Source organism: Cronobacter sp. HA18006 (assembly GCF_011605445.1).
In the GTDB taxonomy this organism is placed as follows: domain Bacteria; phylum Pseudomonadota; class Gammaproteobacteria; order Enterobacterales; family Enterobacteriaceae; genus Cronobacter; species Cronobacter sakazakii.
On the sequence record NZ_JAANQB010000027.1, the window covers coordinates 1 to 14,621 of the forward strand.

A 14,621-nucleotide genomic window follows, 5' to 3' on the forward strand; every position below is an offset into this window, starting at 1 on the left:
GGCCAGGTCACAAAAGCCGTTGAGCCGCAGAAAGAAGAACGCTTTTTCTGGGACGCCGCGGGCAACCGCACCGAGGAGCACCGCAAACCGGTGTGGCATAACCTGCTGCTGCGCCTCGACGGGCTGACGCTTGACTATGACGGGTTTGGCAGGCTAACGCGCCGTCAGGATAAAAGCGGTGTGGTGCAGCACTTTGCCTATGACGACGAGCAGCGGGTAAAAGAAATCACCTTCACCGGTCATGCGGAATTCAAAAAAGTGGAATACCGCTATGACCCGCTGGGGCGCAGGACGCACAAGATAATATGGCGCTATAACGACCCGCAGCCGGAGACCATTCGCTTTGACTGGCAGGGGCTGCAACTGGCGGGCGAACAGAGCGACCGCGAGCCGGACCACTACGTTCAGTACGTCTACACCGAAGGCAGCTACGAGCCGCTGGCGCGCGTCGACAGCGTTTTCGACGACTGCGAAATTTACTGGTACCACACCGAACTCAACGGCCTGCCGGAGCGGGTGACGGATGCGGACGGCCAGACCGTCTGGCGCGGGCAGTTCAGCACCTGGGGCGAAACCGAACGCGAACTCAGCGTGCCGCAGTGGCAGGTGCCACAAAACCTGCGCTTCCAGGGCCAGTACCTCGACCGTGAAAGCGGCCTGCATTACAACCTGTTCCGCTATTACGACCCCGTGGCGGGGCGTTACACCCAGATGGACCCGATTGGGTTGCTTGGTGGGATTAATACTTATGGATATGTGCCGGACCCATTAACTTGGGTTGATCCGCTTGGTCTGTGCTTTAGTAAGCGCTTAGGGGATTTTGGCGAGTCCCATGCGCAATCCCAGCTTAAAGCGTCGGGTAATTATGCAGATGTTTTTTCGGTGCAAAATAAATCTAACAATGGTATTGATTTAGTCGGTTTGAGGCATGACGGGAAATATGACTTCTTTGAAGTAAAAACAAATACAACTGGGTCTGTCGGAAAATTAAGCGATCGGCAGCTAAGTTCAAAAGAGTTTATTGAAACCGTGTTAAGAAATGATGTTCCTAAGGGTGGCTATGACCTTAACGGGCATGTAGTCGATGAGATGCTGGATAATATAGGCGATACATATGTTATCGATGTATTTGTCGGCCGGTCTGCTAATGGGCGTTGGTTTGTGTCGAAGTATTTGATGAGTATATGGGAATAAGGGAGGTAATAGATGAAAAGGTTAATTAAAGAAATTGACGGTATTGTTAATTATGTTAAAAACGAAGAGGCTGAATCATATAAAGACCTCAATAGAAGGTTAGAGAACTATTTGGCAGGAGAAACTGATCTTTCATACAAGTATTTTGTCAATGAAAATGTTGGCTATCGCGTTGCGCAGCAAGATATAGCCTCAGCTCTATCGAAAAAATTTAATGAGTTTGCTATTTATGCAAAGAATTTCTATGAAAATAAAAATGAGGATAACTTTAATCAACTAATAAATTCTTATTATATTCAGTTAATTGCGATTACGGCGTCTTTATTTATGAAAAAAAGACTTCCGGGATATTTAGATTCTACTATAAGTTCGTTGGGGCTATTGGCACTTTCTTTTTTCACAAAAGAAGATCAGCTAAATGTCATGAAATATCTTGATTTTTTCCTTAAAAATAAAGCTAACGAGGCCAAGAGTAAAAGTAATCCTAATTTAGCCAGATGTGAAGCGGGGCATAGTATTCTACCATTGTTTATTATGCTTGCTTATGATTTTTTTGGGGTGGAAAATCATGTTACTTCTTTTGAGGGGCTAGTGGATGGTAGCAGTGTACCACTTAATATAGACCCCAAAAACAACCTCAATGAGGTTTACAGTTTCGCTTATAACAATTTTTTAAGTGATGACTCTGAAGTTGTGAGTAAGGTATTTACTTCTTTGGGTGATTTTCACGCTGAGAACTGTCGTAAGGATTCCAAAAAGTTTTATGTCTTTGATGCTACTGAATGGCAGTTTTTACCAAGTGAAATTTTATGTTTATTAAAAATAAGAGTAAATGCTGGTAAGGATATTGATTTTGTTTCTCATCCGACTATTGATATTTTTAAGCGTTTCATTAAAAAAGGTGATTTTACTTTAACCAGTGAAAATATAAAATTTAGAGATGTGATTTATAAGAATCTCCTAAATTAAAGTTTGCATTTTTTATATTTTAATTCTCCTTAACCATACGTTCATTTAAGCCTGGCCGCGCGGGAAAAACCGCGCTACCCACGCTGCGCTACGGTACCGGCCACCTGCTGGAGATGCAGCTGCGCCACGGCGGGGCAATGCACACGCTGGCGGCGTACGGCCGCGACCGGCTGCACCGGGAAATCTCCCGCAGCCAGGGCGTGCTCTCGCAGGAGACCCGTTACGACGCCGCCGGGCGCGTCACGCAACGCACGGTGCTGGACGCCCGCCGTGAACTGGTGTTTGAGCGCCGCTACCGCTGGGACCGCACCGACCAGATAGTCCAGCAGATACACACCGACACCATGCCCGCAACGCCGGGCGAAAAATACAGCCAGTACCTGTGGGGCTACGATGCCGCGGGCCAGGTCACGAAAGCCGTCGAACCGCAGAAGGAAGAACGCTTCTTCTGGAACCCGGCAGGCAACCGCACTGAGGAGTACCGCAACCCGGTATGGCACAACCTGCTGCTGCGCCTCGACGGGCTGAAGCTCGATTATGACGGGTTCGGGCGGCTGATTCAGCGGCGGGACAAGTCTGGCGTTATCCAGCACTTTGCCTATGACGATGAGCAGCGGGTAAAAGAGATTCGCTTTGAGAGGAACGCTGAGTTCCGCAGGGTGGAGTACCGCTACGACCCGCTTGGCCGACGTACTCACAAGATTCTGTGGCGTTACGGTGAGAAAGACCCGGAAACCATTCGCTTCGACTGGCAGGGTTTACAGCTCGCCGGTGAACAGAGCGACCGCGAGCCGGACCACTACGTTCAGTACGTCTACACCGAGGGCAGCTACGAGCCGCTGGCGCGGGTCGACAGCGTTTTCGACGACTGCGAAATTTACTGGTACCACACCGAACTCAACGGCCTGCCGGAACGGGTGACGGACGCGGACGGCCAGACCGTCTGGCGCGGGCAGTTCAGCACCTGGGGTGAAACGGAACGCGAACTCAGCGTGCCGCAGTGGCAGGTGCCGCAGAACCTGCGCTTCCAGGGCCAGTACCTCGACCGCGACAAATTTGTAGGGAACAAATTTGAATACGCGTAGCGTACCCCGTAGGGGCGAGCCACAGGGATGTGGCGAGTAGTGCGGACTTCACTACAACCTGTTCCGTTATTACGACCCGGTTGCGGGGCGTTACACCCAGATGGACCCGATTGGGTTAGCGGGCGGGATGAATACCTACAGCTACGTGGGTGATCCGCTGGGGTTAGTTGCATGTTATAAGTCTCCACATGACAATGTCTTTTACAGAACTATGTCAAAAGAAGATTTTGCTGTTTTACAAAAAACAGGACGTATGCCCGGGACCACCGAAACCACAATTTCACCGACTCGTGAGTTTTCAGAAAACTATGAAGGAATACTTGTACAATTTAATTTAAAACCGGGTACTTGAGCGCAGTTAGAAGGTATTGGATTTAGAGATAGCTCTGATCTTGCTGCTGCAACTCATCCTGATATGCCGAGGCCATTAAAATCAAAAGGTTGGGTTTTTACTAATACGCCCTTTAAAGGCGAGGGAGACCAAATTAATATTGGTCTTGGCAGAGATGGTGGGGCTGCATTAAAAATATTTAACGATGGTATCGATTCTTTTAATATGTTGAGGCAATAATGAATTCAGAGCAAAAGAACTTAGTGCTTTCTGTGGTTAATAATAAACCACTCCGAGCTGGAAAAATAACAGATGAAGAATTTCTAAAGCTTTTTCCATGTACTCAGGGAAATGTTGAGGATTTTGTAAATGACATTTTAAAAAACGCGCATTCTTCCAAGGATCCGAAAGAAGTTGAATATGCGTTATATATTAGCTTTCACTTTACATTTACAAGTAAGCATGAAGATATCTTGATACATCTTTTGGATGATGATCTTCATTATAAACATGATGATGTTGTGCGGGCTTTAGTTAAAATAAAGGCTAAAAGCGATAATGCAGTAAATGTACTATATAAATGTGCTTTATCTGAATACGATTATTTGGCTGATGACAGAGAGGATGGTAATTATACGTTGGCATGGAATTGTATATACGCTCTAGTGAAAATAGGTTCAAATTACGCTATTGAGAAATTAAAAGCATTGTCAAAAAATCCCATCCCTGAAATAAAGAACAAAGCAGTGCAGGTTGGAAAATCTTACGGTATTTTAGATTAAAAAATAAATTTTATAAGGACGTTCTTGAGGGAGAAGCGAAATTGTTAAAAGCTTCGACTGGCAGGGTTTACAGCTCGCCGGTGAACAGAGCGACCGCGAGCCGGACCACTACGTTCAGTACGTTTACACCGAAGGCAGCTACGAGCCGCTGGCGCGCGTCGACAGCGTTTTCGACGACTGTGAAATTTACTGGTACCACACCGAACTCAACGGCCTGCCGGAGCGGGTGACGGACGCGGACGGCCAGACCGTCTGGCGCGGGCAGTTCAGCACCTGGGGCGAAACGGAACGCGAACTCAGCGTACCGCAGTGGCAGGTGCCGCAGAACCTGCGCTTCCAGGGCCAGTACCTTGACCGCGACAAATTTATTGGGAACAAACAATTTCTCAAGCAGATAAATTTGAACGCATTAATGTGACGTTTGATGAATATATGAGATAGAGAACCCCAATAGAGAAGGTTAAATTCCTGGATGATGACGGCGTAATGGGTACTCATACGCTTCCACACTCAGGAGGCGTGACATCTCAGTCATCATTGGCTCATAAGGTAATGATCGCTTTTGCAGAAAAAGCGAAGGATATTGAGTCTTACCTGAATGCTTTAAGAAGATAGTCTTCCAAAAGATGACCATTTGGCCCATTCGACCTACCATTTTAAGGGTGAACTTATGGAACTTACTGAAAAATATGCAGTGTGGTATTCAACTTGTGCAACCTATGAGTTAGTTCAAAATTATTTTTCCAAAGAAAATGGAACGTCCAAATTTGAAAAAGATTTTGGTTTAAAAAATAGATTTATTGATTATGACCATGCCATTTCAATATGGTATGGGAAAGAGCATGGAGAATTGGGAGATATTACCCCTGATAATCCGGCTATTGACAATGGCTTTCTTTTTATTTCAACTCCTATTGCAGAGAGGCTTTACGCCTTAGGTGTAGAGAAAATTAGTTATATATTTGCTATGCCTGATTTTGAATATGATAACGTAAGTAAAAATGAGGGTGTTATGATATTTCTGGATAACATTATTTGTTCTCGGAAATCCTTCTCTTGGGTAGATGATATTTTAAATGATATGTAAAGAGTAGGCGATTTTGAATACAAGATAATTTAATTATATTTATAGGATCCGCATACATAATATAATTGCAGAGCATCAAAAACGATTCAGTGTGTTGGGTATTGATGTGTACTCAACTAGCTTGACAAATTTTAAAGGTAAGTCTGCTGCATGAACATTAGGAATTCGTTATATTAAAATATATGAGTGGATATTTTTTGATATGCCGCCTTATAACCCTGTTTATCATCAAAATTAGTAGGTAATTATGAAAGTATCACTAACAATTGCTGTTGACGATAGGAAGCTATCCAAAACTTACAATAAACTCTACCCAGAAATAAAAATTTTGACAACACAGCTGTCTTCATATGAACCTAAACATCCTATAGGTGAGATGGTGACAGTTATAGTAACGGACACCGAAAGGGATGGGTACTTTAGAGAGGATAGTAAAGATGGTGCTTTTACCTATTTTTTCGGTATGGAGGCCGTGCATGATGAAGCTTTTTTGAAGACTAAGCTTTTTGGTTATCTTGAAACAGCTATTGAGAAAACAGCGTTTACAATACCAGATCATGAAAAATATAAAATGATATTTTCTCAGTGGAAGAAAGAGCACATGTAATGGCGCATCGGTAATCGAAGAGCTGCCCTGTCTTTTAACTCATAGTAACAAAAGCAGAAGCTTTAAATTTTTTAACCATCATCAGATTATGCCTTCATATGAAAACCTGAGCCAAAATCTGATTGATAAGTATGATGATGTTAGGGGGTTTCCTTTAAATTATACCCGGCACTTTAATGCCAGAGGTTTTTGGAATGATAAAAAATAAAGTTAATTTATGGATAGGAAATAACTTTTCATCGGAAGATGACTATATGCGTTATTTTGAATTGGATTATTCTACCGATGGCGATATAGACGATCCCGATTATAACGTGTGCGGATTCTGTAGGGATTTAGGTATCTAATGGTACGATGATAAATTTATTGGCATTATACCCAGAGAAAATAAAGAAGTTTCTTTGGATGATCTTCTTGAAGCAGCTGCTGTAGACGAGGGGGAGAAAGAAAATGTTAAAGCGAAATGTAATGCACCAGGAATTCAAAAAACGAATGCTTTAGTATAGTATGCCGACTCCGAATTGAATATTAAGCCAGATCCATCAATCAGCTATAATGATTTAAAGTACATTGGCCTGTTTGAAGGCGATTGATGTAATGATATTAAAAAACGTTTTGAAGTTAATGATGCTTTTAACAAACCACTAATGTGTAAGTATAGGGTATCTCTTGGCGATAATAAAAAATCAAATATCTTGCGAATTATTTTTTTAAATATGTTTTTCCTAAAGGAGCACACACCCATGGTTGAACTGGTCGATCCCGAAAGAAAGATAAGTCACATCGAATGGGCAAAATTTACAAAATGCTTTCCAGTATCCCTGCCGGAATCCTTCAAAGCGCACTACTTAAGAATAAACGGCGGTTATTTAGCTGAGGAAGACGTTGAGGCAGAACGGTGGGGAATCCCTGTGGGCGGTTTTAACCCGATCAAGTATGGGCCGCTTCCCATTGAAACACTCATTAATGACATATTCAGCATTTCGCCTGCTGAGAGCGGATATGGCCCCTGGCATAAAAATGAGTTTATTCCTTTCGCTTATGATAATGGCGGCAATCCTTTTTTTCTTTCATTAAAAGCAAGCGATTACGGCCATATCTATCTCTACGCCCAAGATGGCAATGCCCTCTTTGAGGTTGCAGAGTCATTTGATGATTTTATAAGAGCATTATACCGGCTTTAAATGTGCGGTAATGGTCCCAACTTATTGATAGTGTTTTATGTTCAGATAATGCCCGATGACTTTGTCATGCAGCTCCACCGATTTTGAGAACGACAGCGACTTCCGTCCCAGCCGTGCCAGGTGCTGCCTCAGATTCAGGTTATGCCGCTCAATTCGCTGCGTATATCGCTTGCTGATTACGTGCAGCTTTCCCTTCAGGCGGGATTCATACAGCGGCCAGCCATCCGTCATCCATATCACCACGTCAAAGGGTGACAGCAGGCTCATAAGACGCCCCAGCGTCGCCATAGTGCGTTCACCGAATACGTGCGCAACAACCGTCTTCCGGAGCCTGTCATACGCGTAAAACAGCCAGCGCTGGCGCGATTTAGCCCCGACGTATCCCCACTGTTCGTCCATTTCCGCGCAGACGATGACGTCACTGCCCGGCTGTATGCGCGAGGTTACCGACTGCGGCCTGAGTTTTTTAAGTGTCGTAAAATCGTGTTGAGGCCAACGCCCATAATGCGGGCGGTTGCCCGGCATCCAACGCCATTCATGGCCATATCAATGATTTTCTGGTGCGTACCGGGTTGAGAAGCGGTGTAAGTGAACTGCAGTTGCCATGTTTTACGGCAGTGAGAGCAGAGATAGCGCTGATGTCCGGCAGTACTTTTACCGTTACGCACCACCCCGTCTGTAGCTGAACAGGAGGGACAGCTGATATAAACAGAAGCCACTGGAGCACCTCAAAAACACCATCATACACTTAATCAGTAAGTTTGCAGCATCACCTAAATGTGCTTATTTTCAGGATAAAGGTGAGATAGCGTCCGGCGGTTTTTCCTTTTCCGTTGTCTCACAAGCTTTATCAGCCTGATTTCCCCTGACGCTTTTTATCAATTAATGCTTATCTGTTACCGCATCGGTTATATTGCCTGATCATATGCACAGTAAAATCATAAGAAAATAGAGAATTATCGCTGCTATTGCATAACCACAGGGCATATAACTTATTGTCTGTATTGAATAAATTTCACATAAGGCAGGAAATTGTCCCCAGGGCTTTTAATTGCCCGACGAAACGCGTTATCCTCTGCCGGAAATGCGGTTTATCTTAACGCAAATACACCCAGCATAAATGTGCGATTTTTAATATGGCGGTCGCCCGTGCGGCGTCGTGTTTTCTTTTTTTAACAGGTAGCAGAGCGTGTTACGCCCAAAATAGATAAAGACTGAGTTATGAATTTATTCCCCGTTAGTGACAGTAACGAAAGTGAATTAACCTTTGTCGTTTCCCGAGCCTCTGCCAATGCGGATGATAAGGTCCATGCCGTCGCCGCCCGCATCGTCAGAGAAATGGAAACCTCCCTGCCCGAATTCCGTCTGGAATCCACGGAGATGACCGTGATCGACGGCGAACCGGCGGTCGATATGTTTTATCAGTATATGGAAGACAATACGCCGGTGTTTCAGCGCCAGACGGTGATTCTGATAAACGATGCGCAGGAAGGTAAAAAGATGGTGAGCTATATCGGCACCTGCATCGGTGAATTTCTGGATGCACACCACTGGCAGTATCAGGAAATTATGCAGAGCATCAAGTTTCATCGTCAGCGGAAAAGCGCCTGAAGGCAATGGAGAGCGCAGGGAAGGGATGAAAGAGCGCCGCCCGAATGAGCGGCGCAGAGCATTACGCTTTTTTCGCTTCTTCAGCGGCTTTCACGATAACCGCGAACGCGTCCGCTTTCAGAGAGGCACCGCCTACCAGCGCGCCGTCGATGTCCGGCTGGGTGAAGAGCTCTGCCGCGTTAGCCGCGTTTACAGAACCGCCGTACTGAATGATAACCTGCTCGGCGATTTTCGCGTCGGCTTTGGCGATGTGGTCACGGATGAATTTGTGAACCGCCTGTGCCTGCGCCGGAGTGGCGGATTTGCCGGTACCGATAGCCCATACCGGTTCGTAAGCAATCACAACGCCTTCAAACGCCGCGGCGCCTTGGGTTTTCAGCACAGCGTCGATCTGACGTGCGCAGACTTCTTCCGTTTTGCCCGCTTCGTTTTCAGCTTCGGTTTCACCGATGCACAGTACCGGCACCAGACCCTGCGCTTTCAGCACGGCGAATTTTTTCGCGATCAGTTCGTCAGATTCCGCGTGGTAAGTACGACGCTCGGAGTGGCCGATAATGATGTACTTTGCGCCGATATCTTTAAGCATTTCAGCGGAAGTTTCACCGGTGAACGCGCCGGAGAGGTTAACGTCGACGTTCTGGGCACCAAGAATGATGTGGCTGCCAGCAGCGGCCTGCTTTGCCAGATCCAGATACATCGCCGGCGGGGCGATCGCTACGTCGCAGCCAGATACGCCAGCCAGCTCTTTACGCAGGTTAGCTACCAGCTCGTTTACCATGTGGCGGCTGCCGTTCAGTTTCCAGTTACCCATCACTAAAGGATGTCGCATTTTCATTCTCCACGCGCTAAGCGAATTAAGGAATATTGCTGCCCGTCAGGCAGCGTGGTCTGTGAAACAGTATAGAGATTCGTACCCGGAAAGGCTTTGCTTTTTGTCATTTATTGCTCCCTTCCAGCGTTTGCGATAGCGCAAGCTTAATCGGTTCAACCGCGAAGGTAAGGCCCTTTTCGCCGCTGTCTGCGACAATATAGCGAATCGCGCCTTCGGCCTGGCTGAAGTAGCGTTTGCCCTTGCCCTCGGTAAGCAAGCGCGTCAGCCGTTGCTGACTTTGCGCTTTGCTGATTTTCGGCGTAAAGCTTCGCAGCAGCGCGGCCATATACTCCAGCGCTTTGGCTTTCGCCGCTTTTTGCTCCGGCCCCTGAATAGGCAGCCAGGTCATCTGAATACTTTTGATTTTCAGCGTGCCGCGCTCCAGCGCCGTGGAGGCATAGAGATTTTCATTAATCTTGCTGGCTGCGCGCACCAGATTGATTTTGTCGCCTTTCACGTCGATGGCGCGAAATTCATTGAGCGGGAGCGTGGGGTTGTCGGCGTTGAAGCGTTCGCGAAACTGGGAAATGGAGAGATCAAAAGTGGGCGAGCCGGGCAGCAGATAGGGCGCGGTCGGCGTCAGTGTATCCGGGTCGGTTTCGGCATCAGCGAAGCACGCCGCCAGCGGCAGCGTCAGAAAAAGAAGATAAAACAGCGGCTTCATGATTCACCTTTCCCGGTTGCGTATCACAGCGATTAAAACCAGATCGGGCTGGCTTGTCAAAACCCGTCCGCACCAGGGTAAACTGTGCGCCACGCACACAGTAAGGTTTTAGCTATGACCCTTCAGCAGTGGTTGTTCTCTTTTAAAGGCCGTATTGGCCGTCGTGATTTCTGGGTATGGATGGCGCTCTGGGTGGCGTCGATGATTATCCTTTTTACCCTCACTGGCAATGATTTGCTCAATACGCAGACCGCCGCGTTTATGCTGGTTTGCCTGCTCTGGCCGACGGCGGCGGTGGTGGTGAAACGCCTGCACGACCGCGGCAAATCCGGCGCGTGGGCGCTGTTAATGATCCTCGCGTGGATGCTGCTCGCCGGTAACTGGGCGGTGCTGGGCGGCGTCTGGCAGTGGGCCGTGGGGCGCTTCATCCCGACGCTTATCATGGTGATGATGGTGCTGGACCTGGGCGCGTTTCTCGGCACCCAGGGCGAAAACAAATACGGTAAAGACACGCTGGACGTGAAGTACCGCTGATTACCAGTAGTGCTCCGCCGTCATATGCCCCGGACGGCGGCGCAGGTGTTTCGCCATCTGGCGCGTATCTTTGAGCAACTGCTGCGTATCGCGCACCATCTGCGGGTTCCCGCACAGCATCACATGGCTGGTCGCGGTGTCCATCGGCAGCCCGACCGCCTCTTCCAGCGCGCCGCTCTCAATCAGCGCCGGCACGCGCCCGGTCAGCGAGCCGGAGACCGTTTCCCGGCTTACCACCGTCTGCACCCGTAGCTTGCCGTCGTAGCGCTGTTGCAGCTCCAGCATCAGCGGTAAGTAGCTCAAATCCTGGGCGTAACGCACCGCATGCACCAGCACGATATTTTTAAAGCGCTCGAGATCTTTGCCTTCCTGTAAAATCGACAGATACGGGCCGATGGCCGTGCCGGTCGCCAGCATCCATAACGTCTCGCACTCGGGAATTTCTTCCAGCACGAAAAAGCCCGCCGCGTCGCTTACCACCATCACGTCATCACCGGGCTGCATCGCGTGCAGCCGCGGGCTGAGTTTGCCCTCCGGCACCGTCACCAGATAAAACTCCAGATCCGGGTTGCCCGGCGCGTTGACGTAAGAATAGGCGCGCTGCACGCGCTCGCCGTCAATCTCAAGGCCCAGCTTGGTGAATTGTCCGGCGGTGAAAGGCGCGACAGGGGCGTGAACCACGAGACTGAAGAGAGAATCGGTCCAGTGCTGAACCCGAACCACTTTACCTGTAACCCAATCCGCCATGTTTCGCTCCTGTGTTAACTGATGCTTTATCTTCGCCAGCGCCGCGCATCATTTCCAGCCCGTGCGGGCCGGAAAGCTCGTTCCGACAAACGATTAAAGAATGTGTGTCTGGATCTCCGGGTCTTTGCGGTCGAGATAGTGAATCGACTGAATGCGGCGAATGGTGCGCGATTTGCCGCGGATCAGCAGCGTCTCGGTGGTGGCGATATTGCCCTTGCGGGTAATGCCATCCAGCAGATCGCCTTTGGTGATGCCGGTCGCTGAGAAAATCACGTTATCGTTGTGCGCCATTTCATCCAGTTTCAGCACGTTGCCCGCCGTGATGCCCATCGCCTGACAGCGCGCCAGCTCCTGCTCGCCGATGCGGCGATTTTCCGGCGTGTCGCCTTTCACAACGTGGCGCGCCAGCAGCCGGCCCTGCATATCGCCATCCAGCGCGCGGATCACCGCCGCCGACACCACGCCTTCCGGCGCGCCGCCGATGCCGTAAAGCACGTCCACTTCGCTGTCCGGCATACAGGTGAGAATAGACGCCGCCACGTCGCCGTCGGGAATGGCGAAAACGCGCACGCCGAGCTGCTGCATCTGCGCGATAACCGCATCGTGGCGCGGCTTGGCGAGAATAGTGACGGTGAGTTCACTAAGCGGTTTATCGAGCGCTGCGGCGATGTTCTTCAGGTTCTGCTCAAGCGGCAGGTTGAGATCGATAACGCCTTTCGCGCCAGGGCCGACAATCAGCTTTTCCATATACATATCGGGCGCGTTCAGGAAGCTGCCTTTATCGCCTACCGCCAGCACCGCCAGCGCGTTGGCCTGGCCCATCGCCGTCATGCGCGTGCCTTCGATAGGATCAACGGCGATATCAACCGCGTCGCCGTTGCCGGTGCCGACCTTCTCGCCGATATAGAGCATCGGCGCTTCATCGATTTCGCCTTCGCCAATCACAATCTGCCCGTCGATATCGACTTTGTTGAGCATAATGCGCATGGCGTTAACGGCCGCGCCGTCAGCGAGGTTTTTATCGCCGCGTCCCAGCCACTTGTACCCGGCCAGCGCCGCCGCTTCGGTGACGCGTGAAAATTCGATGGCAAGTTCTCGTTTCATGACTCTTTTCCGCAAGATTAACTGCGTCGGAGTGTAGCACAGAGCGGGTAACGGCTGTTACGGAGGGCTGACCGGTGGGAGAGAGAACAGAAGCGCTACGCGGCCACCGAAGCTACTTCTGGAAGGCTTTTTTTAAGCTGATCCTTGAGAGCAATTCAGTCAGGGAAAGGACCATGGTGGAGCGCACCACCTGCTGGTAGCGCTGCTGTTGCATCTGGATAAGCTGCGGATCGCTGCTTTCAAGCGCGGGCGGCGCCGGAGGCAGCGCGACGACGCAGTGCAGTTCGCCGAAGGGGCCGAGAATTTCGTCGTCGGTAAAGGCGTAGTCATTGCCGTCGTGATTGAGTTCTTCACGCAGCGCCATCAGGAGTTCGCAGTCTTCATATTCGGCGCGGCTTATCACGCCGAGCCCGTAAATCAGCTTCAGGCGCACGGAGAGATCGCCCAGCGGGCCGCTGCCGTCGAGCAACGGCTCAACGGCATATTTGACCGCGTAGTCGTCTTTACGGAACACCTGCAACACCAGAATATTGACCGCCTCGGTGAGCAACTCTACGGCTGCGATCAAAAAACTTCTTACGGTTTTGCCAGCATTCAGACGCTCAAGCACACGGTTTTCAAAGGCCTGGGTTTCTTCCATCATTGCCTGCATATCTGACACATCATCAGCGGGCGCAGACTCAGCCGCGCCCGTTATTCATTACGCTGTTGCGTTATACGCGTTTACTGCCGAAGCCACGACATCGCTGTTGGCGTCCAGACCGGAAATCTGCGCCAGCGCGGCCTGCGGGCCTTTATCGGCGATAAGCTGCGCCAGCTCCTGCGCCTGCGGATCGTCTTCGCTGCGGAAATGCATCGCGGCGGCGATACCCAGCACCAGATTCTGATGCGGCAGGCCATATTCCAGCGTGCCCAGCAGCGGTTTAATCAGACGGTCGCCCGCGCTCAGTTTGCGCAGCGGCTGACGGCCAACGCGCTCCACATCGTCTTTCAGGTACGGGTTTTCAAAACGGCTAAGGATTTTCTCGATATACGCGGCATGTTTCGCGTCATCAAAGCCGTAGCGTTTAATCAGCACCGCGCCGCTCTCTTCCATCGCGCCGCGCACCACCAGACGAATTTTCTCATCCAGAATCGCGTCGCGAATGGTCTGATGACCGGCCTGTTTTCCGAGGTAGGCGGTTATAGCATGCCCGGTGTTCAGGGTGAAGAGCTTGCGTTCAACAAATGCCATCAGATTGTCGGTCAGCTCCATGCCTGCGATGGTCGGCAACTCGCCTTTGAACTGAGTTTTATCGACAATCCATTCGCTGAAGGTTTCCACGGTGACTTCCAGCGGATCGTGCGCGGCGGATGCCGACGGCGGCACGATACGGTCAACGGCTGAGTCAACAAAACCGATGTGGCTTTCCACCCAGGCTTTGTCACCCTCTGCGAGCGCGTTAAAGACGTGCGTTTTCAGCTGGCTGGTGCCGCGCACCATGTTTTCACAGGCGATGATATTGAGCGGGCGCTCGTTGCCCTGCGCTTTACGCAGCGCCAGACCTTTGGCAATCGCCGGAGCGATGCGCTCCAGTACCACCGGGCCAACGGCGGTCGTCACGAGATCGACCGTGGCGATAAGCGTCACGACATCCTCGCTGGTGCTGTTAACCGCATCCACGCCGGAAACGGTATCAATCTGCTCCTGCTCGCCCACCACGCGCACCTGATAGCTGTGGCGCGCGTTTAACGCGTCCAGCACCGTCTGGTTCACGTCGGCGAACGTCAGGCCAATGCCTGCGTCAGCGAGCAGTTTGCCAATAAAGCCACGACCAATATTACCTGCGCCAAAATGTAATGCTTTCATGG

General features: G+C 49.9%; 15 protein-coding genes and 2 pseudogenes. 10 read left to right on the forward strand and 7 right to left on the reverse strand.

The annotated features are described in order from the left end of the window. The 8 genes and pseudogenes from G9X48_RS20800 to G9X48_RS20840 all read left to right on the forward strand — a co-directional run. The coding region (locus G9X48_RS20800) for an RHS repeat-associated core domain-containing protein (protein ID WP_208091293.1) at positions 1-1,194 on the forward strand (1,194 nt) is incomplete at its 5' end. Between the two features lie 12 nt (positions 1,195-1,206). After that, positions 1,207-2,163: a hypothetical protein gene (locus G9X48_RS20805; protein ID WP_097642014.1), complete on the forward strand. Its 957-nt coding sequence runs from the start codon at positions 1,207-1,209 to the stop codon at positions 2,161-2,163. Positions 2,164-2,333: 170 nt separating this feature from the next. After that, positions 2,334-3,408: pseudogene (locus G9X48_RS21570) on the forward strand (RHS repeat-associated core domain-containing protein); the annotation flags it as partial. Between the two features lie 410 nt (positions 3,409-3,818). Beyond that, on the forward strand, positions 3,819-4,361 hold the full coding sequence (locus G9X48_RS20815) for a hypothetical protein (RefSeq protein ID WP_097641320.1): 543 nt from the start codon (positions 3,819-3,821) through the stop codon (positions 4,359-4,361). Positions 4,362-4,404: 43 nt separating this feature from the next. After that, positions 4,405-4,722: pseudogene (locus tag G9X48_RS21685) on the forward strand (RHS domain-containing protein); the annotation flags it as partial. Positions 4,723-5,031: 309 nt separating this feature from the next. Beyond that, complete coding sequence (locus G9X48_RS20825; protein ID WP_097641319.1) at positions 5,032-5,448, forward strand: hypothetical protein; 417 nt, start codon at positions 5,032-5,034, stop codon at positions 5,446-5,448. A 247-nt stretch (positions 5,449-5,695) separates the two neighbouring features. Further along, entirely contained in the window at positions 5,696-6,055 is a 360-nt protein-coding gene (locus tag G9X48_RS20830; RefSeq protein WP_014729875.1) for a hypothetical protein, read from the forward strand. Between the two features lie 743 nt (positions 6,056-6,798). Next, entirely contained in the window at positions 6,799-7,239 is a 441-nt protein-coding gene (locus G9X48_RS20840; RefSeq protein WP_097641318.1) for an SMI1/KNR4 family protein, read from the forward strand. Positions 7,240-7,260: 21 nt separating this feature from the next. Here G9X48_RS20840 and G9X48_RS20845 read toward each other — a convergent pair. Next, a protein-coding gene (locus G9X48_RS20845; protein ID WP_225511120.1) for an IS1-like element IS1A family transposase occupies positions 7,261-7,958 on the reverse strand; the annotation gives its coding sequence in 2 pieces (ribosomal slippage) (positions 7,261-7,709 and positions 7,709-7,958; 699 coding nt in all). A gap of 502 nt (positions 7,959-8,460) precedes the next feature. On the opposite strand from G9X48_RS20845, the gene G9X48_RS20850 reads away from it, so the two are divergent. Further along, on the forward strand, positions 8,461-8,850 hold the full coding sequence (locus G9X48_RS20850) for a DcrB-related protein (protein WP_069682284.1): 390 nt from the start codon (positions 8,461-8,463) through the stop codon (positions 8,848-8,850). Between the two features lie 61 nt (positions 8,851-8,911). Here the strand turns inward: G9X48_RS20850 and tpiA are convergent, their stop codons facing one another. Together tpiA and G9X48_RS20860 are read right to left on the reverse strand one after the other, a co-directional pair. After that, complete coding sequence (gene tpiA / locus G9X48_RS20855) at positions 8,912-9,679, reverse strand: triose-phosphate isomerase (RefSeq protein WP_007872501.1); 768 nt, start codon at positions 9,677-9,679, stop codon at positions 8,912-8,914. A 106-nt stretch (positions 9,680-9,785) separates the two neighbouring features. Continuing rightward, positions 9,786-10,385: a YiiQ family protein gene (locus G9X48_RS20860; protein WP_004386334.1), complete on the reverse strand. Its 600-nt coding sequence runs from the start codon at positions 10,383-10,385 to the stop codon at positions 9,786-9,788. Positions 10,386-10,499: 114 nt separating this feature from the next. On the opposite strand from G9X48_RS20860, the gene G9X48_RS20865 reads away from it, so the two are divergent. Beyond that, a complete protein-coding gene (locus G9X48_RS20865; RefSeq protein WP_004386333.1) occupies positions 10,500-10,919 on the forward strand; it encodes a DUF805 domain-containing protein in 420 nt (139 codons plus the stop codon). Here G9X48_RS20865 and fpr read toward each other — a convergent pair whose 3' ends face one another. From fpr to mtlD, 4 genes are all read right to left on the reverse strand, one after another. Further along, positions 10,920-11,666: a ferredoxin--NADP(+) reductase gene (gene fpr / locus G9X48_RS20870; protein ID WP_097641317.1), complete on the reverse strand. Its 747-nt coding sequence runs from the start codon at positions 11,664-11,666 to the stop codon at positions 10,920-10,922. Positions 11,667-11,759: 93 nt separating this feature from the next. After that, the gene (gene glpX, locus G9X48_RS20875; RefSeq protein ID WP_014729870.1) at positions 11,760-12,770 is read right to left on the reverse strand and encodes a class II fructose-bisphosphatase; all 1,011 of its coding nucleotides are present in this window, start codon (positions 12,768-12,770) and stop codon (positions 11,760-11,762) included. A gap of 112 nt (positions 12,771-12,882) precedes the next feature. Beyond that, a complete protein-coding gene (gene mtlR, locus G9X48_RS20880; RefSeq protein WP_007779881.1) occupies positions 12,883-13,422 on the reverse strand; it encodes a mannitol operon repressor MtlR in 540 nt (179 codons plus the stop codon). A 48-nt stretch (positions 13,423-13,470) separates the two neighbouring features. After that, positions 13,471-14,619, reverse strand: coding sequence for a mannitol-1-phosphate 5-dehydrogenase (gene mtlD, locus G9X48_RS20885; RefSeq protein ID WP_087600908.1), 1,149 nt, complete (start codon positions 14,617-14,619; stop codon positions 13,471-13,473). Positions 14,620-14,621 lie beyond the last annotated feature (2 nt).